30 protein-coding genes and 2 tRNA genes are annotated in these 24,952 nt (G+C 61.0%); 11 read left to right on the top strand and 21 right to left on the bottom strand.

From position 1 onward, the window contains the following. A partial coding sequence (locus GVL52_RS10565) for an integrase core domain-containing protein (RefSeq protein ID WP_160006644.1) occupies positions 1–166 on the top strand: 166 nt, incomplete at its 5' end. 241 nt (positions 167–407) lie between these two features. On the opposite strand, the gene GVL52_RS10570 is transcribed toward GVL52_RS10565, so the two are convergent. Then, the gene (locus GVL52_RS10570) at positions 408–698 is read right to left on the bottom strand and encodes a hypothetical protein (protein WP_160006646.1); all 291 of its coding nucleotides are present in this window, start codon (positions 696–698) and stop codon (positions 408–410) included. After that, positions 695–1,369, bottom strand: coding sequence for a ParA family protein (locus GVL52_RS10575; protein WP_160006648.1), 675 nt, complete (start codon positions 1,367–1,369; stop codon positions 695–697). Before GVL52_RS10575 ends, GVL52_RS10570 begins: the two co-directional genes overlap by 4 nt. A gap of 543 nt (positions 1,370–1,912) precedes the next feature. Between GVL52_RS10575 and GVL52_RS10580 the strand changes: the two genes are divergently transcribed. The 3 genes from GVL52_RS10580 to GVL52_RS30860 all read left to right on the top strand — a co-directional run bounded on the left by GVL52_RS10580 (position 1,913) and on the right by GVL52_RS30860 (position 3,236). Further along, on the top strand, positions 1,913–2,149 hold the full coding sequence (locus tag GVL52_RS10580; protein ID WP_244619149.1) for a hypothetical protein: 237 nt from the start codon (positions 1,913–1,915) through the stop codon (positions 2,147–2,149). 143 nt (positions 2,150–2,292) lie between these two features. Further along, positions 2,293–2,979 carry a hypothetical protein gene (locus tag GVL52_RS30855; protein WP_244619150.1) on the top strand — a complete coding sequence of 229 codons (687 nt, stop codon included), beginning with the start codon at positions 2,293–2,295 and terminating at the stop codon, positions 2,977–2,979. After that, positions 2,976–3,236 (top strand): tyrosine-type recombinase/integrase, encoded by a 261-nt coding sequence (locus GVL52_RS30860; protein ID WP_244619158.1) that lies wholly within the window; start codon positions 2,976–2,978, stop codon positions 3,234–3,236. Before GVL52_RS30855 ends, GVL52_RS30860 begins: the two co-directional genes overlap by 4 nt. Before the next feature lie 70 nt (positions 3,237–3,306). Here GVL52_RS30860 and GVL52_RS10590 read toward each other — a convergent pair. From GVL52_RS10590 to GVL52_RS10635, 10 genes are all read right to left on the bottom strand, one after another. Beyond that, positions 3,307–3,382, bottom strand: a tRNA-Phe gene (locus tag GVL52_RS10590). A gap of 180 nt (positions 3,383–3,562) precedes the next feature. Further along, entirely contained in the window at positions 3,563–3,772 is a 210-nt protein-coding gene (gene yacG, locus GVL52_RS10595; RefSeq protein ID WP_160006650.1) for a DNA gyrase inhibitor YacG, read from the bottom strand. Between the two features lie 32 nt (positions 3,773–3,804). Continuing rightward, complete coding sequence (locus GVL52_RS10600) at positions 3,805–4,425, bottom strand: Maf-like protein (protein ID WP_160006652.1); 621 nt, start codon at positions 4,423–4,425, stop codon at positions 3,805–3,807. Positions 4,426–4,478: 53 nt separating this feature from the next. Next, a complete protein-coding gene (gene infA / locus GVL52_RS10605; RefSeq protein ID WP_003545338.1) occupies positions 4,479–4,697 on the bottom strand; it encodes a translation initiation factor IF-1 in 219 nt (72 codons plus the stop codon). A gap of 118 nt (positions 4,698–4,815) precedes the next feature. Beyond that, positions 4,816–5,292, bottom strand: coding sequence for a low molecular weight phosphatase family protein (locus GVL52_RS10610; protein ID WP_160006654.1), 477 nt, complete (start codon positions 5,290–5,292; stop codon positions 4,816–4,818). A 5-nt stretch (positions 5,293–5,297) separates the two neighbouring features. Continuing rightward, a complete protein-coding gene (locus GVL52_RS10615) occupies positions 5,298–5,771 on the bottom strand; it encodes a UPF0262 family protein (RefSeq protein WP_160006656.1) in 474 nt (157 codons plus the stop codon). Between the two features lie 3 nt (positions 5,772–5,774). Further along, positions 5,775–7,073 (bottom strand): histidinol dehydrogenase, encoded by a 1,299-nt coding sequence (gene hisD / locus GVL52_RS10620; protein ID WP_160006657.1) that lies wholly within the window; start codon positions 7,071–7,073, stop codon positions 5,775–5,777. Positions 7,074–7,113: 40 nt separating this feature from the next. Then, the gene (locus tag GVL52_RS10625) at positions 7,114–7,551 is read right to left on the bottom strand and encodes a DUF2948 family protein (protein WP_160006659.1); all 438 of its coding nucleotides are present in this window, start codon (positions 7,549–7,551) and stop codon (positions 7,114–7,116) included. Between the two features lie 160 nt (positions 7,552–7,711). Next, on the bottom strand, positions 7,712–9,004 hold the full coding sequence (murA, locus tag GVL52_RS10630; RefSeq protein WP_160006661.1) for a UDP-N-acetylglucosamine 1-carboxyvinyltransferase: 1,293 nt from the start codon (positions 9,002–9,004) through the stop codon (positions 7,712–7,714). A gap of 104 nt (positions 9,005–9,108) precedes the next feature. Continuing rightward, positions 9,109–9,303, bottom strand: coding sequence for a hypothetical protein (locus GVL52_RS10635; protein WP_112429162.1), 195 nt, complete (start codon positions 9,301–9,303; stop codon positions 9,109–9,111). Between the two features lie 151 nt (positions 9,304–9,454). Here GVL52_RS10635 and GVL52_RS10640 point away from each other — a divergent pair. From GVL52_RS10640 to GVL52_RS10655, 4 genes are all read left to right on the top strand, one after another. Beyond that, positions 9,455–9,529, top strand: a tRNA-Thr gene (locus tag GVL52_RS10640). 84 nt (positions 9,530–9,613) lie between these two features. Beyond that, complete coding sequence (locus GVL52_RS10645; protein WP_160006663.1) at positions 9,614–9,763, top strand: hypothetical protein; 150 nt, start codon at positions 9,614–9,616, stop codon at positions 9,761–9,763. A gap of 158 nt (positions 9,764–9,921) precedes the next feature. Next, positions 9,922–10,167 (top strand): hypothetical protein, encoded by a 246-nt coding sequence (locus GVL52_RS10650; RefSeq protein WP_160006665.1) that lies wholly within the window; start codon positions 9,922–9,924, stop codon positions 10,165–10,167. A 227-nt stretch (positions 10,168–10,394) separates the two neighbouring features. After that, on the top strand, positions 10,395–10,637 hold the full coding sequence (locus GVL52_RS10655; protein WP_160006667.1) for a DUF982 domain-containing protein: 243 nt from the start codon (positions 10,395–10,397) through the stop codon (positions 10,635–10,637). Positions 10,638–10,975: 338 nt separating this feature from the next. On the opposite strand, the gene GVL52_RS10660 is transcribed toward GVL52_RS10655, so the two are convergent. After that, positions 10,976–11,236 carry a hypothetical protein gene (locus tag GVL52_RS10660; protein ID WP_160006669.1) on the bottom strand — a complete coding sequence of 87 codons (261 nt, stop codon included), beginning with the start codon at positions 11,234–11,236 and terminating at the stop codon, positions 10,976–10,978. 153 nt (positions 11,237–11,389) lie between these two features. Then, positions 11,390–11,653, bottom strand: coding sequence for a BON domain-containing protein (locus GVL52_RS10665; protein WP_160006671.1), 264 nt, complete (start codon positions 11,651–11,653; stop codon positions 11,390–11,392). A gap of 165 nt (positions 11,654–11,818) precedes the next feature. Here GVL52_RS10665 and GVL52_RS10670 point away from each other — a divergent pair, with 165 nt between their 5' ends. Beyond that, entirely contained in the window at positions 11,819–12,085 is a 267-nt protein-coding gene (locus GVL52_RS10670) for a hypothetical protein (RefSeq protein WP_160006673.1), read from the top strand. 13 nt (positions 12,086–12,098) lie between these two features. Here the strand turns inward: GVL52_RS10670 and GVL52_RS10675 are convergent, their stop codons facing one another. The 4 genes from GVL52_RS10675 to mscL form a co-directional block, all read right to left on the bottom strand. Beyond that, the gene (locus GVL52_RS10675; RefSeq protein WP_160006675.1) at positions 12,099–13,163 is read right to left on the bottom strand and encodes an enoyl-CoA hydratase/isomerase family protein; all 1,065 of its coding nucleotides are present in this window, start codon (positions 13,161–13,163) and stop codon (positions 12,099–12,101) included. A gap of 215 nt (positions 13,164–13,378) precedes the next feature. Next, entirely contained in the window at positions 13,379–14,413 is a 1,035-nt protein-coding gene (galE, locus tag GVL52_RS10680; protein ID WP_160006677.1) for a UDP-glucose 4-epimerase GalE, read from the bottom strand. A 200-nt stretch (positions 14,414–14,613) separates the two neighbouring features. After that, a complete protein-coding gene (locus tag GVL52_RS10685; protein ID WP_160006679.1) occupies positions 14,614–15,780 on the bottom strand; it encodes a pyridoxal phosphate-dependent aminotransferase in 1,167 nt (388 codons plus the stop codon). A gap of 124 nt (positions 15,781–15,904) precedes the next feature. Next, the gene (gene mscL / locus GVL52_RS10690) at positions 15,905–16,342 is read right to left on the bottom strand and encodes a large conductance mechanosensitive channel protein MscL (protein WP_160006681.1); all 438 of its coding nucleotides are present in this window, start codon (positions 16,340–16,342) and stop codon (positions 15,905–15,907) included. A gap of 213 nt (positions 16,343–16,555) precedes the next feature. On the opposite strand from mscL, the gene GVL52_RS10695 reads away from it, so the two are divergent. Further along, positions 16,556–20,062 carry a PAS domain-containing hybrid sensor histidine kinase/response regulator gene (locus tag GVL52_RS10695; protein WP_160006684.1) on the top strand — a complete coding sequence of 1,169 codons (3,507 nt, stop codon included), beginning with the start codon at positions 16,556–16,558 and terminating at the stop codon, positions 20,060–20,062. Here the strand turns inward: GVL52_RS10695 and GVL52_RS10700 are convergent. Next, complete coding sequence (locus tag GVL52_RS10700) at positions 20,019–20,621, bottom strand: TetR/AcrR family transcriptional regulator (RefSeq protein ID WP_160006687.1); 603 nt, start codon at positions 20,619–20,621, stop codon at positions 20,019–20,021. The genes GVL52_RS10695 and GVL52_RS10700 overlap by 44 nt on opposite strands. 139 nt (positions 20,622–20,760) lie before the next feature. Between GVL52_RS10700 and GVL52_RS10705 the strand changes: the two genes are divergently transcribed. Continuing rightward, a complete protein-coding gene (locus tag GVL52_RS10705; protein ID WP_160006690.1) occupies positions 20,761–21,960 on the top strand; it encodes an MFS transporter in 1,200 nt (399 codons plus the stop codon). Positions 21,961–22,096: 136 nt separating this feature from the next. Here GVL52_RS10705 and GVL52_RS10710 read toward each other — a convergent pair whose 3' ends face one another. Together GVL52_RS10710 and GVL52_RS10715 are read right to left on the bottom strand one after the other, a co-directional pair. Continuing rightward, entirely contained in the window at positions 22,097–22,306 is a 210-nt protein-coding gene (locus GVL52_RS10710) for a cold-shock protein (protein WP_148185249.1), read from the bottom strand. A gap of 266 nt (positions 22,307–22,572) precedes the next feature. After that, the gene (locus GVL52_RS10715; protein ID WP_160006693.1) at positions 22,573–24,789 is read right to left on the bottom strand and encodes an FAD-dependent oxidoreductase; all 2,217 of its coding nucleotides are present in this window, start codon (positions 24,787–24,789) and stop codon (positions 22,573–22,575) included. Between the last annotated feature and the right edge of the window lie 163 nt (positions 24,790–24,952).

Below are 24,952 nucleotides of genomic sequence, written 5' to 3' on the forward strand. Positions count from 1 at the left end.
CGAGGAAGTCTACCTCCATGCCTACAGGACGGTGTCCGAGGCTCGCGCTGGCATCGGCCGCTATCTGGCCTTTTACAATAGCCGACGCCCACATTCATCCCTTGACCGGAAGACGCCGGATCAGGCCCACTTCAACGCGCTGGCACCAATGATGGTGGCGGCATAATCGAGGCGGAAATCCACTTAGCCAAACGCCCAAAACTGTTCAGACAAACCGAGCCATCTCTGCAAGACTTAAAAGTAGACCGTGGCCCTAATTGCGGACAATTCTGGACGACCTCCTTCACATTGGAACACGACTGGACGAATAGCAGCTTCCGCAGGAAGCTAGAGCAAAGGCCCTTGAGCCATTGGCGCGTCAACGTTGACGCACGTTAATGCGGTCGATCGTCTCGATAGCTAAAGTCTTACACGTTTGCCCTATCCATGAGCTCCTTCAATGCCTCCGGGTATGACATGCGGTTCTTCTCGCAAAACTGCAGGAAGCGGTTGAAGGTCGTGATCGGCGGACGAATGTTTAGATTTGCCGAAGGTTCGGATGGCTTCCGTCGTGTCAGCTTCTGGATCGGCTCGCGAGCCACGAAACCGTGGCGCTCCCCAATTTCGTCAATCTTGGCATCGGGAATTGTTGCTGGCTCGTCCTTGTCGGGGGTGATCTTGGCGAGCTTGTCACCGAAACCTAGGTTTTTGCCACTCATGCCGCTGCCTTCACATCGATAACAAGATTTATGAGTTCCTCCGCAAGCCGAAAAGCATTGTCTCTTGCCGCCGGTAGCCCGTTCACTTCTTTCGGATCAAGTTCGTCAAGGTCGAGCTGGTAGTAGAACAGCGCCTTATAGGCCGATCGCTCGTTGAGGTGATTTCGAAACATCGGCACCTCGCTAGCGGTCAATTGGGACGTGATATGCTTCTCCAACTTTGTCGCGATAGCCGGAGACGTACGCGTGAACAGAATGCGATAGGGAATTGTCTTCTCGAACGCTTGCTCTTCCTCCTGGACAAGGCGGATCGCCCGTGCGGCGAGCTCTGCATCTGTGGGGCTAGCCTGGATCGGAATAACCACCAACTGCGCGCGGGCCAAGGCGCGCGACATTAGGCGGCTAGCCGTGCCTTCGAGATCGACAAACACGAACTGGAATTTCTTTCGATACTCGTCGATCTTGGCTGTAATGGTACTCTCAGTGACGCCACCGTCCACGATCACAGGGTTCCTGGAGTTCCCTCCCCTCCAACCCTCGATAGCCCGATTGGGGTCGCAATCGAGGATAACAACACTGGCTCCCTGCTGAGCCAGAGATGTGGCAAGCACAAGGGTAGCCGTCGATTTTCCCGCGCCGCCTTTCGGGTTTGCGACAGTGATGACAGGCATGTTCGATTTCCGTTAGTTGATGATCAACGTTCACAACGCAGCATGACGCCTCATAAGGCGTTAACATGCGTTATGCTGCATCACAATGCATTTGCGTTAACGTGCGTCAATCATGACGCCTATTATGTTTTTGGCTTTCCGCGAGCCGCTGCTCGGCACGCCTTCACGGCGTCTTAAAAGGGCTCCAAGACCGTCGTTCCCTTTTTGTGCCACCGTCAATCCTACGATTTACTCAACCAAAAAAACGGTCTTCTATAGACGCACTGAATTTATTCGGAGAGCTGCGGTTCAAAGGGAGTTTGCGCCAACTGCAATGTCAAACTTGGAAAAGGCCGCGTAGATGCAAGTTGATCTCAGAATGATGTGGAACAGTGACAAACGATGGCCAGAGTGCCAACCGCGAGAACTCCTTTCGTCGCGTGACCAGACCAGAACGCAGACAACGTCCAGCCTGTTTCGAAATCAGGCCAGCACGATCGCCGTTCCACCAAACGAACCAACGCACAATCTTTCTATTGTTCGGGCCAGTGAGGGAGCAATGTAATGGCGAACGCAATGTTGAATATCCGCGTCGTTCAACCGCGAATGATGTCGGCGAGGCAGGCTGCGGACTACGTCGGCTTGCCTCTGAGGCGGTTCCCCAGGCTTTGCTCCGTCAGGCCTGTCGCCATGCCCGAAAGCGAGGAACGTTATGACATTCGCGACCTCGATCGGTGGCTCGACCAGATCAAGGCAGGAGATGCGCGAACCGACGCGGAAATCCTGGAGCGTCTTGGATGACGAGTCCCAGGCCTCCGCGCCCGAATAGATACAAGGGTTGGCAGATCTTCAGGGACCACGACGGCGCCTGGCGTTGTTACCATCGCAAGACGCGCCTGAGAATCGATTGCCAACGGTTCGCGCCATATACCCTGGAATTCGACATGGAGGTTCACCGCATAAACGAGCTGGTGAACGAAAAGCAGTCCAAGCCCGGCACGTTGGGCATGCTTATTACCAAATACCGCGAAAGCGTTAGATTTCGAAGCGAACTTGCTCCCCGTACGCGCGCCGACTATCAGAAATGCTTCGACTACCTTCAGGGGATCGAAGATACATCCCTGGACCGCTTCACTCCACCGCTGATCGCAAAGATCCGTGACAAGGCCCTGGAGAAACGCAAGTTCCGCTTCGCCAATTACGTACGGTCGGTTCTTTCTGTGATTTTCGACTGGGGCATTGAGTACGGGTACACCAAGGACAATCCGGCAGCAAAGGTGAAGCCGGCGCGCCGGCCCAAGGCGCTGCCCGACGCCAATCGGCCTTGGACGGACGCTGAACGCGAAACTGTACTCGAAGCACTTCCGCCTCATATGACCCTGCCAATCGCGCTGATGATGTTCTACGCCTTGGACCCGCAGGACGCGTTGAGCCTTCCGAGGTCGGCAATCACGCAGACTGGACTCGACACCCGCCGGAACAAAACTGGCCAGCCAATTTACCTGCCTCTATTTGAGCCTGTCGCTCAGGCAATAGCGCGCGCACCGAAGCATGATGCCTTGACGCTTTGCGCTAACTCCCGGGGCTGCCGTGGACGTACAACGGGTTCAGCACCAATTGGAGCAAGCTGAAAGGCAAGCTTGAAACCGATGCAGCAATTCAGCCCGGTCTCACGCTTAAGGGCCTTCGACATACGGTCGCAACGATTCTCGCCGAGATGGGGAAGGATCACGGTACGATCGCGCTGGTACTCGGCCATGCGACGGAAGCCATGGCAAAGCACTATTCGCGACGTGCCAACATGACGCTGCGCGCGACGTCTGCGGCCGCCGATTTTGACGAGGAATTGAACAAACGAAAAACAAAAGTTGTCAAATCGGGGGGTTGAAAGTGTCAAACCCGGAAAAACAAGAAGCGATAAAAATATGAAAAACAGTAAGCAAAGCAAAAGCTTGGAGTGGTGCCCAGACGCGGATTTGAACCACGGACACGCGGATTTTCAATCCGCTGCTCTACCAACTGAGCTATCTGGGCGTACCTGCTTCGACCCATCTCTCGCGAGCGAGATTTGAAGGGGCTTGGTTTTCCCCGGAAGCGAGCGGGTTATAACATCTTGTTCGGCCATGGCAAGCGTCAAATGAGAGTTTTTTGACAGGCCTGTGAATTTTCCGAATTCATCAACAAAATGAACAGCTTCCCCTTGGGGAAATGCTGTCAATCTTCGTCGGGATATTCGGCCTTGGTCTCGTCGTCGGCCACGGGAATGGCGTAGGAGCCGGTCAGCCATCGGGAAAGGTCGAGTTCGCGGCAGCGGTTGGAGCAGAACGGATAGTGCTCGCGGTGCGAGGGCCGGCTGCATTCGGGGCAAGGGCGTGCCTTGCGCAGCGGTTCGATCTTGGCGCTGGGTTTGTTTTCGTCAGACATGGTCCGTCCTTCGGGATTGATGCCCTTAGGCTTCAGGCCTCGGGCCAGCGGCTGTGGACGTCGAAGCCCTCGCCGGTCAGAAGCAGAATGGTTTCGTAAAGCGGCAGGCCGACGACATTGGTGTAGGAGCCGATCATCTTCTGGACGAAGGTGCCGGCCAGCCCCTGGATGCCGTAGGCGCCAGCCTTGCCGCGCCACTGGCCGGAGGCCAGGTAGTTTTCGACTTCGAAACCGGACAAACGCTTGAAGCGCACTTTGGTTTCGACAATCTTCTGGCGAATCTTGCGATCAGGCGTGACCAGGCAGACGCCGGTATAGACCCAGTGGCTGCGGCCGGAGAGCAGGTAGAGCGAGGCCGAGGCCTCGTCTGCGAACTCGGCCTTGCCGAGAATGCGGCGGCCGACGGCAACCACGGTGTCGGCAGCGAGGATATAGCTGCCCTTCCAGGTCATGTCGCCCTTGATGGCCGCCAGTGCCGCTTCGGCCTTTTCGGTCGAGAGCCGACGCGCCAGCGAGCGCGGGTGCTCCGACTTCTTCGGCGTCTCGTCGATATCCATCGGCATCAGGCGCGAGGGTTCGATCCCTGCCTGGTTGAGCAAATCAACACGGCGGGGGGAACCTGAAGCCAGAATGAGCTTGTATTTGAGCGCCATGGAACCTCGACTACCGGGACGGGAGCGAAAGCCTTATGGCTTTCGGGCCAAGCTTACTTGAAGCGGTAGGTGATACGGCCCTTGGTCAGGTCGTATGGCGTCATTTCCACAAGAACCTTGTCGCCGGCGAGAACGCGGATACGGTTCTTGCGCATGCGGCCGGCGGTGTGGGCGATGATTTCGTGCTCGTTTTCGAGCTTCACGCGGAACGTCGCATTCGGCAGAAGTTCGGTGACGATACCCGGAAACTCGAGGACTTCTTCTTTAGGCATATAAGGGTTTTCTTCCTGTCGGTTGAGATGACGGCTTGGGCCGCCTCAAAATTTGGGCGGAAACTACACAATCAAGGGAGGTTTGTGAACCAAATTGATCGGGTTTCCTTTATTTGTTTCATGCCGATTGCGCGGCGATACCATTTCGGTTGAGAAGCCGGCTCTCGATAAGCTCACCGAGATGGTTTCGGACCTCGCGGTAGCTCTCCAGAATCTGTTCCCGCGTGCCTTGCGTCACCGTCGGATCCATCGTCGGCCAGTATACGACATCGACGGCGCTCGAGCGGGTGAGTTCGAGTGCTGCATGATGGGCCTGCGGCGACAGCGTGATGATCAGATCGAAATAGTCGTCTTCCAGTTCTTCCAGCGTGTGCGGAAGATGACGTCCGAGCGACAGATCGATCTCGTCGAGCACCACGTCGACGAAGGGATCGCGCTCGCCGGCGCGCACACCTGCCGAGCGTATATAGGTATTTGCGGGCAGAAGGCTACGGGCAATGACTTCTGCCATCGGCGAACGGATGACATTCAGCCCGCACATGAAGAGGATGGCGCCCGGCCCTGCCCTCCCGCTGATGGTGCCCAGCTGCTCCATCGCCATCATCCGCGCCAGTAGAGCACGCAGACCAGCGTGAACAGCCGGCGTGCAGTGTCGAAATCGACCTCGATCTTGCCGTTCAGGCGGTTCATCAAGGTCTGCGAGCCCTCGTTGTGGATGCCGCGGCGACCCATGTCGATGGCCTCGATGCGGCTGGGTGACGCCGAGCGGATGGCTTCGTAGTAGCTTTCGCAGATCATGAAGTAGTCCTTCACGATGCGGCGGAACGGGGTGAGCGACAGGATGTGGGTGGCGACGGCATCGCCGGCGTCGGTGGTGATGGCAAAGACCAGCTTGGCATCGACCAGCGAGATGTTCAGCCGGTACGGGCCACCGTTGTGGCCCATCGGCGTAAAGCTGTTTTCCTCGATCAGGTCGAAGATGGCGACGGCACGCTCGTGCTCGACATCGGGCGTCGATCGGCCGATGGTGTCGTCAAGGACGACGTCGCAAAGCCGGAAGTCGCCCGCGGCCATCGCTTACCTTTCCATGTTCAGGCGGATCGCAACCGACCGCGCATGGGCGTCGAGACCTTCCGAGACGGCCAGCGCAATCGCCGCCGGACCAAGCGTGCGGAGCTGTTCCGGGCCAAGTCTGAGGATCGAGGTGCGCTTGACGAAATCGAGAACCGAGAGGCCGGACGAGAAGCGCGCCGAGCGCGCCGTCGGCAGCACGTGGTTGGAGCCGCCGACATAATCGCCGATCACTTCGGGCGTATGTGCGCCGATGAAGATGGCGCCGGCATTGCGGATCTTGTCGACCAGTGCATCGGGATCGGCAACGGCGAGTTCCAGATGTTCAGCGGCAATGCGGTTTGCCAGCGGAATGGCATCCGTGACTGATTTGACGAGGATAACGGCGCCAAAATCACGCCAGCTGGCGGAAGCCGTGTCTGCGCGGTTCAACGTCTTCAGCTGGCGCTCGACGGCGGCTTCGACCGCCTTGCCGAAATCGGCATCGTCGGTGATCAGGATCGACTGGGCGCTGACATCGTGCTCGGCCTGGGCCAAGAGATCGGCGGCGATCCAGTCCGGATTGTTGTCCTTGTCGGCAATCACAAGCACTTCCGACGGGCCGGCGATCATGTCGATGCCGACAGTGCCGAACACGTGGCGCTTGGCAGCGGCGACATAGGCATTGCCGGGGCCGGTGATCTTGTCGACGGCCGCGATGCTTCCGGTGCCGTAGGCGAGCGCTGCGATCGCCTGGGCACCGCCGATGCGGTAGATCTCGGTGACACCGGCGAGCTTGGCAGCAGCGAGCACGGCCGGATTGACCTGGCCACCTGTGGCCGGCACGACGATGACGATGCGATCGACGCCGGCAACCTTGGCGGGGATGGCGTTCATCAGCACCGAGCTCGGATAGCTGGCAGTGCCGCCGGGCACATACAAGCCAACCGCTTCGATCGCCGTCCAGCGCGAGCCGAGGTGCACGCCCATGGCGTCCTCGTAGATATCGTCCTTCGGCAGCTGGCGGGCGTGGTGGGATTCGATGCGGACGGCGGCGACTTTCAACGCACCCAGCACTTCGGCGGGGACTGCCTCGACGGCAGCGTCGATCTCGGCTTCGGTGACGCGCATCGGCGTCTGCGCGAAATCGATGCCTTCGAACTTCTTCGAATATTCGGCCAGCGCCACGTCGCCACGGGCGCGCACATCATCGATGATGGCGCGAACGGTGATGTTGACGTCCTCGGACATTTCGCGCTTGGTCGTCAGAAACGCCGCGAAACGCTGCTCGAAATCACCCGATGCCTGATCCAGCCAGATTGCCACGCCTCAATTCCTCTTCCGTATATCGATCATAATGCAGATGTCAGGCGCCGGGGTGGCGCGGCTTGGAGGTGGTTTCCCATGCGCCGCCGATGTCTGCGAGCTGAACCTCGATGCACTCGACATCGAGCGCAATGGTCGCGCCACCGGCCAGATCGATCTCGATCGAGCCCTCGGGGCCCTCGCCCTTCTGCTCGAAGCGGATGGCGAGCAGCGACAGGACCTCGTCGCGCTTCTTCTGGTTGATGCCGACGGAGCGGACGGCGAGCACCCGCTTGAACACCAGGGCGGCGCGACGGCGTTCGAAGCCCTTGCGCTTGGCGCCGGCTTCTTCCCAGACGAAACGGTTGGCGGCGATCGAAAACTGCGCGTCGCGCGGCGACCATGCGAGATCGGCGACCTTGAAGACGCTGTCCTGCGTATGCGCGGAGACGACGGCAAGATCTTCGCTATCGAGCGCAACAAGCTTCAGGTCGGTCATTCAGGCGGTACCCCGTTACCAATGGCATCGCCGGAATGGCGATTGGCATCACCGGAATGGCGATGCCGTGAGACAAGGGACATAAGGCGCGGCAGCGCATTGCGCAACCGGGACCAAGGGCGAATGATCGCCCCCGGTCAATTCGCCGACGCGGAGCGGCTTACTCGCTGACGCGTTCGACGATGGCGCCGCAGCGGGTGAGCTTCTCCTCGAGGCGCTCGAAGCCGCGATCGAGGTGATAGACGCGCGACACCATGGTCTCGCCTTCGGCGGCCAGACCGGCAATGACCAGCGACACGGAGGCGCGCAGATCGGTTGCCATGACGGGCGCACCCTTCAGGCGCGGCACGCCTTCGATCTTCGCCGTCTGGCCCGACAGCGAGATCTTGGCACCGAGACGGGCCAGTTCCTGGACGTGCATGAAGCGGTTTTCGAAGATGGTCTCTGTGACGTGGGAAACGCCGGTCGAGCGGGTCATCAGCGCCATGAACTGCGCCTGCAGGTCGGTCGGGAAGCCCGGGAAGGGGTCGGTGACGATATCGACCGGGCGAATGCCGGCGCCGTTGCGGCGAACACGCATGCCGTTGTTGGTGGCGGAGATCTCGGCACCGGCGCGGCGCAGGGTCTCGAGTGCGGTGTCGAGCAGCGTCACATCGGTGTTTTCGAGCACGACGTCGCCGCCGGCCATGGCAACGGCCATGGCGTAGGTGCCGGTCTCGATGCGATCCGGCAGGACACGGTGGCGGGCGCCCGACAGCGTAGTGACGCCTTCGATGGTGATGGTCGAGGTGCCGGCACCTGTGATCTTGGCGCCCATGGCGATCAGGCAGTTGGCGAGATCGACGACTTCAGGCTCGCGGGCGGCATTGCCGATCACGGTGGTGCCGCGGGCAAGCGTTGCCGCCATCATCATCACGTGGGTAGCACCGACGGAGACCTTCGGGAAGGTGTACTTGGCACCGATCAGGCCACCCTTGGGCGCGGTGGCGTTGATATAGCCGCTGTCGATCTCGAGATTGGCGCCCAACGCCGTCAGGCCATCGAGGAACAGATCGACCGGGCGCGTGCCGATGGCGCAGCCGCCGGGCAGCGAGACGCGGCAGTGGCCTTCGCGGGCGAGCAACGGGCCGATGACCCAGAAGGAGGCGCGCATCTTCGAGACCAGCTCGTAGGGAGCGGTGGTATCGACGATGGTGCGGCAGGTGAAGTGAATGGTGCGGGAGTAGCTGTCTTCCTGACGCTCGCGACGGCCGTTGACCGACACATCGACGCCGTGATTGCCGAGGATGCGCAGCAGCTGCTCGACATCGGCCAGGTGCGGCACGTTTTCGAGCGTCAGCGTATCGCTGGTCAAAAGCGAGGCGATCATCAGCGGCAGGGCGGCATTCTTGGCACCGGAAATCGGAATGATGCCGTGAAGCTCATTACCGCCGACAATTCTAATACGATCCATGGGCGCTTACGGGCGATGCCCGCCTTTCTGAAAGGCTGTCTTTTAAAAGGATGCGGGTCTTTAGACGAAATCCGCGGAAGCTTCAATTCGAAGCGGACGGAACATTACGATTCGTCCATTTTTGCGGCAGGCAGCCCATTTGTCTCATCGGCCTGCCCGGATCGACGGGCGCGGGTCTGCTGCTTGCGGCGGGACAAGTTTTCCCGCAATTTTTCGGCGGCCCGATCGCGGCGCAGTTTTGCCTGCTGCTCGATCGCGGCTTTGCGGCCCTTCTGGGCGTTTTCAGTGTCTTCGGTCATGTTTGATGGCTTACCTGAATTCGCGCCAGACCAAAAGTGGGCACGTTAATCTCACCGAAGATCGAAATTGCGGCTTGCGCTGGCCCCGAAGCTGTGGCAATAGCCCGCTCGTTCACGCAACGCAGCCGATTGGTTGCAGCGTCTGGCCCTCGCTGCCGTAGCTCAGTGGTAGAGCACACCCTTGGTAAGGGTGAGGTCGGTGGTTCAATCCCACTCGGCAGCACCAGTTTTCTTCAGATGAGATTTTGGGGGAAGACTGTGAGAACCCGCCTTGCGCTTGGTGAAGCAAGGTCAGCTCGAGGAGACATCCATGAACACCCCCACCCAGCAGCCAGAGACCAACAGCCGCACGGTGAAGGCAATCATCATTGTTGCCATGGTGCTGGCCGCGATCACCGCTGTGTTCGGGGCGCTGGCCGTCTACAAGGCGTTGTTCGTCTATACGATCGTGCCGTCGTAAAGACCGGCGCAGCCCCTCTCCGCCACAGCTCCACTCCCCCAAACCATGACCCTCACATGAACAGGCCTCTCAGCTGACATTCATGCGGTGCTTATTATTTGTATTGAACAAATGCTCGATACGAACGTTTAGACACCGCTACATGAATGGAGACCAGCATGAGAAAGTTTATTACCGCGGCCATCGTGGCCATCGCCTCGCTCAGCGCAACGGCAATGCCATCGTTTGCCGATAGCGTGACAGTGCGGATCGGCCAGCCCGGTTATCACCAACGCGACAACCACCGCCCCTATTACGGCCATTCCAACCGCCGCCATCCGGTGCGCCAGCATTGCCGGATGAAGACGGTGAAGCACTACAACCATGGCCGCGTGGTGACCAAGACCACCCGCGTTTGCAGCTAAGCACCGGCTTGCGGCGGTTCGTCCCCAGCGCTCGGCCGTAAGGTCGGGCGCATGGGGGAGAACAGGAGTTTGGTTCGTCCTTCGAACACAATGCCTTTTCGAATTGCGGTACGTTTTCCCATTTGCGGGTTTGTGATTTATCGCTAAAATGCTCCTGCACACTGCTTTGCGGGAGGAGCGAGCAGAGCGCTACAGAGTTTTGGCGTGAGCAACGGAGGAGTGCGCACATGGCAAGCGAAAAATGGAATGATCCTATTCACGTCGGCTTCGAGACCACAGGCGCGCGGACGATCTCCGGCCCCTTCGATGCCTTGAAATGCCTGACGGAACTTTGGCCCAGCGTTCGCGGCCTTCGCTATCTCAAAGCACGCAGCACATGCCGGGCAGCGCTCGATGGTCGCAAGAGTGTCGAGGAAGCGCGCGCCGAGTTCGTGGCTGCCGCCGAAGAGGCGAGGCTACACGTCCACTGATCCGGCCGATCGAGCCGATGTGCGGGCCAAAACACTCCACAAGTGGTTCGAAATAAAGCAGAGTTGATTTTTGCTTAACCTTTGCGGGAGCTTGTCGTGAGCGCCCGGAGAAAGCCGTTGTCACCAACGCTTGGGGCTCACTAGAACATTGGCAGCCATCATGATGATGGTCAGAGGCTCGTTACCCTCTGTGCCAAAAGCACAGACGGGCCTCGTTATTCTTTCCCAAAACAATCGGTTACGGAAGATGCCGTGCGGCATACAGCGGTGTCGCGCCCAGTCGAAAAGGCGCGCTTTGAGGCGCGCCCGACCGGCTGGTTAATTGCGTGTTACCTGATTTAGCAGCCTGAGGCAGCGCTTTCGACTTCCACGTAGCCGACACCGATGATGATGCCGTCATTGGCGCGGATGAAGGATGGCACATAATGCGCGCTCGGCGGAACGCAGGCGACACCGCCATCATATTGCGCCAGCACCACATCATCCCGCTCCAGCGCGGAATAATCACTGTTGACCTCCAGGGAGGCGGCAGCCGGCAGTGCAAATGCGCCGATGGCGAGTGCAAAAGCAGGCATTCCAAGTCGAAGAAAGCGCTTCATGCCATTCTCCCGTGTTTGATTACTGCAGTAACGGAATGGCTGTCAGTTTAGTTCCACCTGAATATTGTAAATTCCGCATATTTTATATGACTCTACTTTTCACCGGCAGTATCTGCCTGAAACGCGACGAGGAGTTCATCCGGCCCACCGACGTCATCGGCGAAGCATCCTGCTCTGCACATTGCCTTTCCCGACCACGTCCTCGGCAATCAGGGTGGCGCGGACGAAATCACCGGTGGTGCGGACAAAGCCTTCCAGAACAGCGTATGGGCCGAGAATGGTGACGGTGATTTCAGAGCAATCGAGTTCTGCATCGGCGCGGAGCGCGCTTTCCACCGCGGCCCGCGTCGAAGACTGGCTGTGGCCGCGCTCGCAGTGTTCCTCGTGACCCGTATAAGTCTGGAATTGCAGCACCATGATCGCCTCCAAGCGAATTTCTCTACTGCCTAACGCTGCAGCGCCGCATTTCGTTGCACTGCGCTTGCTATAGTTCGAGTATTTTCGAGAAGAACGGCACGGTGCCTCTTGGCGCCTCATGTGAAGAAGGCCATATCAACAGCTCAAAGACTGTGGATGATCGCGATGAAACCCTTGTTACCGGCCGTCATGGCCACGTTCCTTCTGGTCGGCTGTACAACCAGCGACACCGCCGAGGTGCAGCCTATTCCCGGCAGCATCACCTATGGCGGGCAACCGCGGACCAAGCTGACCAAATCGCCGCCGGGCAGTGTCATCCACAATTCGTTCTACGATTCGACCGGCAGCAAGGTTCTGGAGACCTACATTCTGCAGCCGGACCGGACGCTGAAGCTCACCCGGCGCGAGATCATTCCCGATTTTCCGATGTAAGCCGATCGCTATCCTATAAAGCCAAAGGCGGCTCGGCCGGCTTCATGAAGATATCGATCGCCGCGGGGTCGAGCGCATCGAGCGTTGCGGGCATCCATTTCGGATTGCGATCCTTGTCGATGACGGCAGCACGGATGCCTTCGTAGAAATCCGGGCTCTTCAGGATGGCGAGGCAAGCACCGAGTTCGCGGCGCAGACATTCAGCAAGATTGCGGCTCTGCTTGCCCTGATGCAGCAGGCGCAGCGCCAGCGTCAGGCTGGTCGGCGAGCGGGTTTGCAGCGCCCGCAGCGTCTCGGCGGCAAAGTCGCCCTCTTCCGCCTTCAGCGCCTTGACGATTTCGCCGACGCTGCCAAAGCGGAAGGTGCGCTCGATCAGGCTGCTGTTCAGCCGAAGCGGCCCCTTGCCGGGATCGTTGGAGAGGTTTTTCAAGACAACATCGACATCACGGGAGCTTGCTCCGCGCGACAGGCCGGCCAGCGTATCGAGCAACTCCGGCAGCTGGAATGCGGCGATCCGGACATCGGCAAGCCCGGCATAGATGACATCGGCGGCACCGACCTCAAGACCGGTCAGCCCCATCCAGATGCCGACCTCGCCCGAGGCGTGCGGCAAAAGCCAGGTGGCGCCGACATCGGGGAAATAGCCGATGCCGGTTTCGGGCATAGCAAAGCGGGTGCGTTCGGTGACGACGCGGTGGCGGCCGTGCGAGGAGAGGCCGACGCCGCCCCCCATGGTGATGCCGTCCATCAGCGCGACGTAGGGCTTCGGATAGGTGGCGATGCGGTGGTTGAGGCGGAACTCCTCGCGCCAGAAGGTCTCGGCCAAGGGGGTGCCGGCCCGGCCGCTTTCATGCAGCGCGCGGATGTCGCCGCCGGCGCAGAAGCCACGCTCGCCCTCGCCCATGATGATCACGGTTGCCACATCGGCATCGGCTGCAAAGTCATCGAGCGCCGATGCAATCGCGCGGACCATGTCGAGCGTCAGGCTGTTCAGCGCCCGCGGCCGGTTCAGGCGAATGATACCGGCGGAACCGAGGCGCTCGCGTAGAACATCGTGATGGTCGACTTTGTCGTGCATCCGGGCCTCCCTCTCGACCGCGCCGCGATTGCTGCGGCTTCTGGCGCTTTCTATACGATGGTCGCGTCGGTAGCGGATCATGCCGCTTGCACACAAACCTATCGCGTTCGGCCGGATAGTCGATGGCTGCGATACGAGGAAGCGAGCACGCGTTCGATCGGGTAGCACGCCTGCAACAGTTTTGGCCGACGATGGCGACCGAAGGGGCTGACTGCTCAGAAGGCGGCGGCGGCAAGCACGCGGTGGATGCCCTGCAGATCATCGACGTTGCGGTCCATCAGGAACAGCTCCCAATCGAGCGCGCTGCGGACGATGGTTTCCAGCGAATCGTATTGCGGGGTCCATTCGAGCACGCGGTGGGCAAGCGTGCTATCGGCAACGACGCTGGCGGAATCGCCGGGGCGGCGCGGGGCCATGTGGATCTTGAAGGAATGCCCATGCAGGCGGGTGACCATGTTCAGGACGTCGAGCACGGAATAGCCGGCGCCATAGCCGCAATTGGCAACCAGCGAGCCACGCCCCCGGCGCAGGTGCTGCAGAGCCTTCAGGTGGGCTTCGGCGAGGTCGCTGACATGGATGTAGTCGCGGACACCGGTGCCGTCATGGGTGGGGTAGTCGATGCCATAGACGCTGACGCTGTCGCGGCGGCCAAGGGCTGCCTCGCAGGCGACCTTGATCAGGTGGGTGGCGCCTGCCGTCGATTGCCCGGCGCGGCCCTTCGGGTCGGCCCCGGCGACGTTGAAATAGCGCAGCGCCACATAGTTGAAGTCATAGGCGGCAGCCGCGTCGCGCAGCATGAACTCGGTCATCAGCTTCGACTGGCCGTAAGGGTTTTCGGGATTGAGCGACGCATCCTCCTTGACCGGGTCGGTGGTCTTCTGCGGGCCATAGACGGCGGCGGTGGAGGAGAAGACGAAATGGCGAACGCCGGCGTCGATCGCAGCGCTCATCAACGCGCGGGTCTTGCCGGAATTGTTGTCGTAGTAGGAGAGCGGATCGGCGACCGAGACCGGAACCACGGCTGAGCCGGCAAAATGGATGATCGCCTCGATGTCGTTTTCGATGAAGATCGTCTTCAGCACGTCGGCATCGGCGACGTCGCCGAGATAGAAGCGCGCCTCGGGGGCAACGGCCCAGCGAAAGCCGGTGGAGAGGCGATCAAGGACCACGACCTGTTCGCCTGCGTCGAGCAGCGTCCAGACCATATGGCTGCCGATGTAACCGGCACCGCCCGTGACCAAAATTGCCATGTCCTGCACTCCCGCTTTATCACACGGGGGCATCTGAGGCCGTTTTCCTTTCCGAATCTCCTAGCAAAAGCCCGTTCCGGCGGCTCGAAGCGGGTAAGTTTGGCGGCGTGGTTAGAGGTGGATTTCGAGTTTCGCTAGAATTTTAGCAATGTGCCGTTTTGACAGGAAAAGCCCGGCAGCGAACCGGGCCTTGCTGTTCTTCAGAGCTTGAGGATGTAATCGCAGAGCCGGTCGGCTGCCGTCTGGATCTGGCCGGGGTCGCGCAGGAAGCAGGCCCGCAGGAAGAGTTCGCCACCGGGCCCGAAGGCTGTTCCCGGCGCCAGGCCGACACCGGTCTTGTCGACGATATCGATCGCCGCCTTGCGGCTGTCCTTGACGCCATCGATCTTCAGGAACGCATAGAGCGCACCATCGGGCTTCAGCGTCTCGACGCGGTTGGTGGCGATCAGTGCGTCGCAGAGGATATCGCGCGACAGCTTGGCCTTGTCGATATTGGCCTGGACGAAAGCGTCGCCATCATTCAGCGCGGCAACCGCACCCTTCTGCATGAACTGGGCGACGCCCGAGGTCGAATACTGAATGAGGTTTTCGAGCACCTGACCGGTCTCCGGCGGCGCCACGATCCAGCCGACGCGCCAGCCGGTCATCGACCAGTTCTTCGAGAAAGAGTTGACGAACATGATCTTGTCGTCGGCTTCCATCACATCCAGGAAGGATGGTGCGCGGCCGCCCGGGAAGTAATAGCGGGCGTAGATCTCGTCGGCCATGATCCAGAGACCATGCTTGCGCGCCAGAGCGAGGATGGCTGCCAGATCTTGCCTGGTTGCGGTCCAGCCGGTCGGGTTGGAGGGGGTGTTGATGAACAGCGCACGGGTTTTCGGCGTAATCGCAGCCGCTATGCGATCCAGGTCGATCGCCCATTTGCCGTCGTCGAAGGCGAGTTGCACACCGACGGAACGGGCCCCTGCGATCTCCAGCGCCGCGGCGATGTTCGGCCATGCCGGCGTCAGGTAGACCAGTTCGTCGCCGGGGGAGGTCATTGCCTGCACGGCGATCTGGATCGCCTGCATGCCGGAGCCGGTAACGAAGAAATGCTCGGCCGGCAGCGTGATACCGAAATGACGGGCGTAATAATCGGAGAGTGCCTGGCGCAGTTCGGGAATGCCACGCTGATAGGTGTAGAAGGTTTCGCCGGCCGCCAGCGCCGCCATCGCGGCATCGTTCACAAAATCGGGACTGGGAAGATCGCCTTCGCCGACCCAGAGGGGCAGCAGGCCTTCGCGGCCACGGGCATAATTCAGGACTTCGACGATCCCGCTTTCTGGCGCCGAGATGGCGCGCGGGCTGAGGCTATTGACGATCGACATGCATCACTCCGGTTTTCGCCTTCATAAAACAAATGCGAGGCCAAATCCCATGACAATCGGTGATGCGCGATCGATTTCCGTGATGGATGGGCCCGATGTGATCAGGCAGGGCCCATCCATGCGATCAGACGGCCGGGCGCTTAGCCAGCAGGTCTCGAATTTCGGTGAGAAGGACAACGTCCGCCGGCGTTGGCTGGACTTCTGCCGGGGCGGCTTTCTTCTGCTTGTCCATCTGCTTCTGCATGGTGTTGAGGCCCTTGACCATCAGGAAGATGATCCAGGCGAGAATGAGGAAGTTGATCAGAACGGTGATGAAGCTACCGTAGGCCAGAACCGCGCCCTGCTGGCGAGCGGCGGCAAGGGTGGGTGCATTGACGTTGGAAGACAGGCCGATGAAGTAGTTCGAAAAGTCGAAGCCGCCAAAGATCGCACCGACGATCGGCATGATGACATCATCGACCAGCGACTTGACGATACCGCCGAAGGCACCACCGATGATGACACCGACAGCAAGGTCCATGACATTGCCGCGGGCAATAAAGGCTTTGAACTCGTTGAGCATCCGATCTGTCTCCCTCTGATGCAGTTTACTGGCAGGCTATTGTTTTCATTAGCTACATGTTCGTTGTGATTATTCAATTACAAATTACGAATTATTCATCTGCCCCGCTGCTCTTTGACTTAAGACCTATAGCCCACCGATTTTCAAAGTCGCTGAATTGCCGTAGGCTTCGATCTCCGGGAGGACGGCGCGTGTGGCGTCGGCGGAGGGTCAATGCTGCCAGGCTGGGTCATACTCGCATCCGCGTTCGGCTACCTGCTGCTGCTGTTTGCCGTTGCCAGTTATGGCGACCGCCAGCGCAGACGCTTCGGCACGCCTGACAACGGGCGGCCCGTGGTCTACGCGCTCAGCCTTGCGATCTACTGCACGTCCTGGACCTATTTCGGCGGCGTCGGGCTTGCCTCGCAGCGCGGGCTCGAATTCACCGGCATCTATATCGGCCCGATCCTCGTCTTCACGCTCGGCATGCCGGTGCTGCGGCGGATCATCGATCTGGCCAAGACCGAGAAGCTGACCTCGGTCGCCGACTTCATCTCGGCCCGCTACGGCAAGAACTCGGCGGTGGCGACGATCGTGGCGACGATCTCGCTGGTGGGCGCCATTCCCTATATCGCGCTGCAGCTGAAATCGGTGTCGAGCACCGTCACCGCCATGCTCAACCCGTCGGATTACGGCATCGGCAGCGGCAATCTCTATTTCCTCGACCTGCCGCTTCTGGTGACGCTGGTGCTCGCCTGCTTCGCCATCATGTTCGGCACGCGGCATACCGATGCGACAGAGCATCAGGACGGGTTGATCCTGGCGGTGGCGATGGAATCGGTGGTCAAGCTGTTCGCCTTCCTGACGGCCGGCGTCTGCGTGATCTGGTTCCTGTTCGACGGGCCGGCCGATCTCTGGCAGAAGGCGTCGGAAAACCAGCTGGTGCTCTCGGCGCTCAACTACCAGACACCGATCAGCCGCTGGCTGACGCTGACGCTGCTCTCGGCGTTTGCGATCATCATGCTGCCGCGGCAATTCCATGTGACCGTGGTCGAGAACCGGACGCCGAAGGAGCTCAGGCTCGCCGGGCTGCTGTTTCCACTTTATCTCATCGCCATCAACATCTTCGTGCTGCCGGCGGCAATCGGCGGGCTGCTGACCTTCGGCGGCAACGGCAATGCCGATCTCTACATGCTGTCGCTACCGATCGCCGGGCAGCTGCCTCTCATGTCGCTGATCACCTTCATCGGCGGTTTTTCGGCGGCGACGGCGATGGTGATCGTTGCCTCTGTGGCGCTATCGATCATGGTCTCGAACGACATCATCATGCCGATCTTCCTGCACCGCAAGCTTGCCGGACGTGCCGGCCAGCGCGACGATTTCGCCAAGACGCTGCTGAACATCCGCCGCAGCGCGATCTTCGCGGTGCTGCTGCTCGGCTATGCCTATTACCGCTCGACCGACAGCACGACAGGGCTTGCCTCGATCGGCCTGCTGTCGTTTGCGGCCATCGCGCAGATGGCGCCATCGCTGTTCGGCGGGCTGATCTGGCGGCGGGCAAATGCGCGCGGCGCGATTCTCGGGCTGACCTCGGGCTTCGTGATCTGGATCTACCTGCTGTTCCTGCCATCGCTCGGCGGGCCGGACTATTCCGCCGTTGCCAGCGCCGTGCTCGGCTTCCTCTTCCCCGGCACCACGCTGTTTACCGCACCGGACGCCGATCCGCTGGTCAATGCGACTGTGATGAGCCTGCTTGTGAACACCGGCTTCTTCGTGATCGGCTCGATGACCCGCAACGCCCGGCCGCTGGAGCGCATCCAGGCCGGCATCTTCGTCAAGCGGCAGTCGCGCTCGCAGTTTGCCACCCGCGGCTGGAAGACAAGGATCAGCGTCGGCGACCTGAAGGCGACGATCTCGCGCTACCTCGGCGAGGAGCGGATGGAGCGCTCTTTCCAGACCTACCAGCAGAATTCAGGCCGAAAGCTGGAGGACGACCAGCCGGCCGACATGGCGCTCATTCATTTCACCGAGCAACTGCTCGGCAGCGCCATCGGCTCTTCCTCGGCGCGGCTGGTGCTGTCGCTGATCCTGCAGAAGGTGGAGGATGCCTCTGCCGATACCGCCTGGCTGCTCGACCAGGCGAGCGAGGCGCTGCAGTATAACCAGGACATGCTGCAGACCGCGCTTTCGCAGATGGACCAGGGCATCGCCGTGTTCGACAGTTCCAACCACCTGACGATCTGGAACCGGCGCTTCCGGCAGTTGCTCGACCTGCCGGAGACATCAGGACAGGTCGGGTTTCCGCTGGCCGATATCGTCGCCATTCTCAGCCAGCGTGGCGATATCCCGGTCGCAGACGTCAGCCAGACGGTGCGGCATTTCCTGACGCTCGACAAGCCGTTTGCGCTGGTGCTCGGCCGCGGCGAGCGGATCATCGAGGTGCGCTCCAACGCCATGCCCGACAAGGGGATCGTCGCCACATTCACGGACATCACCCAGCGCGTCGCGGCCGACCGGGCGCTGAAGCAGGCGAACGAGACGCTGGAGCAGCGGGTGGCGGAGCGCACCGTGGAACTCACCCGCGTCAACCACGAACTCGGCGAAGCGCGCGCCTCGGCCGATGAGGCCAACCTCGGCAAGACCCGGTTCTTTGCCGCCGCCGGCCACGACATCCTGCAGCCGCTGAATGCGGCACGGCTCTATTCCTCGGCGCTGGTCGAGCGGATGGGGCAATCGGAAAGCAGCGCCATCGTCCGCAACATCGATTCTGCGCTGGAATCGGTGGAGAGCATTCTGGGTGCCGTGCTGGATATCTCAAGGCTCGATACCGGGGCGATGCGCCCTCGCCTCGCGACCGTGCCGCTGGCCGATCTGCTAGAGCGGATCCAGACCGATTTTGCGCCGATCGCCCGCGAGAAGAAGCTGAAGCTGGTGGTGATGCCGACGTCGCTACGTGTGCGCTCGGACCCCAACCTGCTCCGGCGTCTGGTGCAGAACCTGGTGTCGAATGCGATCAAATACACGATCACGGGCAAGGTGCTGGTGGGCGCGCGGCGACGTGGCGATCTGGTGATTATCCAGGTGATGGATTCGGGGATCGGCATTCCGCCGTCGAAGTTCCGCACAGTGTTCAAGGAGTTCGCGCGGCTCGACGAGGGCGCCAAGACGGCGTCCGGGCTGGGGCTCGGGCTGTCGATCGTCGACCGCATTGCCCGCGTTCTCAGCCACCCGGTCGAGCTGCATTCGACCCATGGCAAGGGCACGGATTTCCGCATCGTCATGCCGCGCGACATGTCGCGGCCGGCGGCGGTGCCGACACCTGTCATGCCGGCAGAGCGTGCGGCGCAGAACCTGAAAGGCCTGAAGATCCTCTGCATCGACAACGAGCCGCATATTCTGGAAGGAATGCAGCTTTTGATCAGCGGCTGGGGCTGCGCGGTGCAATCGGCGGATTCGCTGGCCGCGGTCGCAGGGCTCGATGTCAGGCAGGGGGCGCCGGATCTGATCATTGCCGACTATCACCTTGGCGACGGCACCGGCGTTGCGGCGATCCTTGCGGTGCGAGAGCAGTTCGCGACCTATATTCCGGGGCTGATGATCACTGCCGACCGAACGCTGGAGGTGCGATCGGAAGCCGAGCGGCACGGGATCGGCATCCAGCACAAGCCGGTGCGGCCGGCCGCGCTGCGCGCCTATATCACCCAGATTTCCGCGCAGAAGCGGGCTGCCGCGGCTGAGTAGCTTCCGGCCCGGCTCCCATCACATCGGCGACGAGATCGCGGACGCGCTGTGCGGACGGCGTATCTCCGAACAGAATGCGATAGATGATCGGTGCGACGACGCGGTCCATGACGGCATCGATGGAGGGGAAATGTTCGCCGCGGGCCCGCGCGCGTTCACCGATCAGTTCCATCTGCTCGCGGGTGAAAGCGCAGCATTTGCAGGCATTGGTGCTGTCCTGTGCGGCCAGCACGTCGCGCATCATGTCCCGACCGATGCCTGACGACATCTCCTCGGCATATTGTTCTGCCCAGGCCTCAAGATCGCCCCTGGCGCTGCCGGTATCGACCGGCACCATATCGGGGCGCAGGCGCTCGACGGCGACGTCGGCCAAGAGTTCCTGGAGGTCGCCCCAGCGGCGATAGATGGTGGATGGCGTGACGCCTGCCTCGGTGGCGATCAGCGGGATGGTGACGTCGGCGCGCTCCATGGTCTGGAGCAGCGCGTGGACTGCCTTGTGGACGGATGCCTGAACCCGGGCACTGCGACCGCCCGGGCGGAGATTTTCTTTTGCTGCCATTGCCAAAGCCGACCTTCATCCTTCCGCTGCGCCATGGTTCAAAAAACTTGACCGACTCATTAACGCAAATAATTTGCTTTTAGTCGATCCTCGCCTTACATCAGGCTAACGCAACGACTTAGCTTTAAGGTGCTTATATATGTCCGGCGACAGCAAATCCATAGAGACGAGGCCCAATCCGATCCGCTTTCACGCGGTGACGCTCGCCACCTTCTTCGGCGCGTCGGCCGCCCCGACACCGCTCTACCGGATCTATCAGGAGAACTTTGCCGTCTCCCCGGTGCTGATCACGGTGATCTTCGCCGTCTACGCCTTCGCGCTGCTGTTTGCGCTGCTGATCGCCGGCTCGATCTCAGACCATCTCGGCCGCAAGCCGGTGATCTTTGCGGCGCTGGTGCTGGAGATCATCGCCATGGCGCTGTTCGTCGTTGCAAGCGGTCCCGGCTGGCTGATTGCAGCGCGGGTCGTGCAGGGGCTGGCGACCGGCATTGCCGGGGCGTCGATCGGCGCGGCACTTGTAGACGTCGATCGCGCGAGGGGGCAGCTGGTCAATTCGATCGCGCCGCTTCTGGGAATGGCGATCGGCGCGTCCGGCACCAGCGCGCTGATCCAGTACGGGCCGTTTCCGCTGCATCTGATCTATGCGATCCTGCTGGTTGCCTTCGTCATCCAGGCTGCTGTGATCTGGGCGACACAGGAGACCGGTGCAAAGCGGCCGGGCGTCTGGGGCTCGCTGAAGCCGCGGATTGCCATCCCGCCGCAGGTTCGCCGTCCGCTGGCGCTGGTGACCCCGATCAATATCGCCAACTGGACGCTTGGCGGCTTTTATCTGTCGCTGGTGCCATCGCTGGTCGTCAGCACGACCGGCAATCATGCACCGCTGACCGGTGGTTCGGTCGTCACGGCGCTGATGGTCTCGGGGGCCGTGGCCGTCTATCTCAGACGCAGCAAATCGGCCGACGCCAATCTCGGTTTCGGAACGCTGACGACGACGCTCGGCGTGCTGACGGTGGTCTCAGGTGTGCATCTGGCCAGCGTGCCATTGCTGCTCGTGGGAACGGTTTTGACGGGCGCCGGGTTCGGTACCAATTTCCTCGGCGCGATCGGCACGATCATGCCGCTGGCGAAGCCTGACGAGCGGGCCGAACTGCTGTCGGCCTTTTACATCCAGAGCTATCTGGCCTTCAGCCTGCCGGCCATTCTTGCCGGCTTCCTGGCCAAGTCGCTCGGATACCAGATCACCACGGACATCTATGCGACGGCGATCATTCTGGTGACGGCCGCGGGGTTTTTCGGGCTCCGTGCAGAACGCGCCAGGGTTGAGCGGATGGCGGCGTGATAGCTTACCTCGCGCGCCGCCAAAACCGGACACCCCAAAACGAAAAAAGGCCGGGCAAACCCGACCTTCCCTTCCATCTCGACGAACCGCGCAGATAAATCCGTGATCGCGGTTCGGAGATGATATTCTTGAAGTCTTAGACGGCCTGGAGGCGGTCAGCAGACATCTTGCCCGAACGCTTGTCAGCAACGAGCTCGTAAGACAGCTTCTGGCCGTCCTTGAGGTCGCGCATGCCAGCACGCTCAACAGCAGAGATGTGAACGAAAACGTCCGCAGCGCCGTCGTCAGGCTGAATGAAGCCGAAGCCCTTGGTTGCGTTGAACCACTTAACTGTACCTGTGCTCATGACGATATCCTTTATAAATCGTACATAGATAGTGCATACCAACCTGGGCCGATATGCGATGGAAACCGATTTTGGAGGAAGTTCGCGAGCAACGGCACGAGCGGCCGCAACAAAGTTCATCTAGCAAGATCGATGGCAGGCTTGTACTCGGTAATTGTGTTTCTGGCAAGGCAACTTTAGCGGTTCGCGATGCCCAAAATGAGGAAATTTTCGGTGCGATCAGACAGGCCCTCAGAGCCTATCTGATCATGCTGTTTGTGGGCGCGTCAGGCGGCTACTTTTGCACCGGCATAGGGGTCGAAGCGGCCGTAAAACGTCTCGCCCTTTGCGGCCATATCGTTGAGCAGCGCCGTCGGCTTGAAGTGCGCTCCGTAAGTGGTGGCTAACGTTTCGCAAAGCACCACGAAAGCCTTCACTCCCATGCCGTCGATGCAGGACAGCACGCCGCCAGTATAGGGCGCAAAGCCGAAGCCGAGGATGGAGCCGACATCGGCCTCGCGCGGATCGGTGACGATGCCCTCTTCCATGGTGCGGGCTGCTTCCAGAGCGATAGTGACGAGGAAGCGCTGCTTGAGGACGGCGACGTCGATCTCGTCAGGCTTCTTCTGCGGATAGAAGGTCTTCAGCTCCGGCCATAGCGACTTCTTGGCGGGCTTTGCCGGATAGTCGTAGAAGCCCTTGCCGTTCTTGCGGCCGCGGCGATCGAGATCGTCGACCAGCTTGTTGATCAGCGCCAGATGCTGCGGATCGACGGCGGTCCCGCCGAGATCGGCGACGGTGGCCTTGAGGATCTTCTGGCTGAGATCGATCGCCACTTCATCGTTGAGCGACAACGGCCCGACCGGCATGCCGGCCATCTTCGCCGAATTCTCGATCATCGCCGGCGGCACGCCTTCGATCAGCATGTCATAGGCTTCGTGGATGTAGCGAAAGACGCAGCGGTTGACGAAGAAACCGCGGGTGTCGTTGACGACGATCGGCGTCTTCCTGATCGCGGCGACATAATCGAGCGCGACGGCCAGCGCCTTGTCGCCGGTCTGCTTGCCGGTGATCACTTCCGTCAGCATCATCTTCTCGACCGGCGAGAAGAAATGGACGCCGATGAAATCGACCGGGCGCTTGGAATTCTCGGCAAGGCCGGAGATCGGCAGCGTCGAGGTGTTGGAGGCGAATATCGCGCCTTCGGGGAGGACTGCTTCGACCGCTTCGATGACGGCCTTCTTCACATCGCGATCCTCGAACACGGCTTCGATGACCAGCGTGGCGTCGGTGAGATCGCCGTAGGCGGCCGACGGGGTGATGCGGGCGAGCAGGGCTGCCCCCTCATCCTGCGTCAGACGGCCCTTACCGACGGAATCCTTGACCAGACCTTCGGAGACCGACTTGCCCTTGTTGGCGGCGTCCATGTCGCGATCGATCAGGGTGACGGGGATGCCGGCTGCGGCAGTGACGTAGGCGATCGAGGCGCCCATGAAGCCAGCGCCGACGACGCCGACTTTCTTGAACTCGGTCTTGGCAATACCAGCTGGACGGCGGGCGCCCTTGCCGAGCTCCTGCATCGAGATGAACAGCGAGCGGATCATCGAGAAGGCTTCTGTCGTCTGCAGCACCTCGGTGAAATAGCGCTGCTCGATCTTCAGCGCCGTGTCGAAGGGCACCTGCAGGCCTTCGAAGACGCTTTTCAGGATCGCCAGTGCGCCCGGATAGTTGCCCGACGTCTCGCGGCGCAGGATCGCGGGGGCGGCCGGCCAGAGCTGGGCTGCAGCTGGCGTCCAGATGCCGCCGCCGGGCGCCTTGAAGCCCTTTTCATCCCAGGGGGCGACCGGCTTCAGACCGTCCTTGATCATCTGCTTGGCAGCAGGGATGAGCTGATCCGGCTCGACCACCTGATGCACGAGGTTCATCGCCTTGGCGCGGGCCGCGGTTAGCGACTGGCCCGTCGTCATCATCTGCAAAGCGGACTGGGCGTCGGCAAGGCGTGCAACGCGCTGGGTGCCGCCGGCGCCGGGGAAGATACCGACCTTGACCTCGGGGAGCGCGATCTTGACGCTTTTGGCATTCGACGCAACGCGGCCGTGGCAGGCGAGCGACATTTCCAGCGCGCCGCCCATGCAGGTGCCGTTGATGGCGGAGACCCACGGCTTGCCCGATGTTTCCAACTTGCGGAACAGGCCGGTCATGCGGCCGACCAGATCGAACAGCTTTTGCGCGGCGGTATCGGGGCTTTTGGCCTTCTCGTCCTGATAGAAGGTGAACATCGCCTTGATCATCGACAGATCGGCGCCGCCGGAGAAGCTCGACTTGCCCGAGGTGATGACCACGCCCTTGATGGCGCTGTCTGCCACCGTCTGGTCGATGATGGCGTTCAGCTCTTCCAGCACCTCGGAGGTGAAGACGTTCATCGACTTGCCGGGCATGTCCCAGGTCACGAGGGCGATGCCGTCTGCGTCTGTTTCGACGGTGAAATTGGTGTAGGTGGTCATGATGGGATTCCTTTTCCCTGAATTCTCTGTTGTGCCAAACCGCCCCCTCACCCGGCCTCCGCTGCGCTCGGCCACCCTCTCCCCGAGGGGAGAGGAGAAGCGGCGCCTTTGCGGCTTGTCCCTTCTCCCCCACTGGGAGAAGGTGCCGGCAGGGCGGGTGCAA

The sequence above is a fragment of the Rhizobium sp. 18055 genome (genome assembly GCF_902706285.1).
GTDB lineage: Bacteria > Pseudomonadota > Alphaproteobacteria > Rhizobiales > Rhizobiaceae > Rhizobium.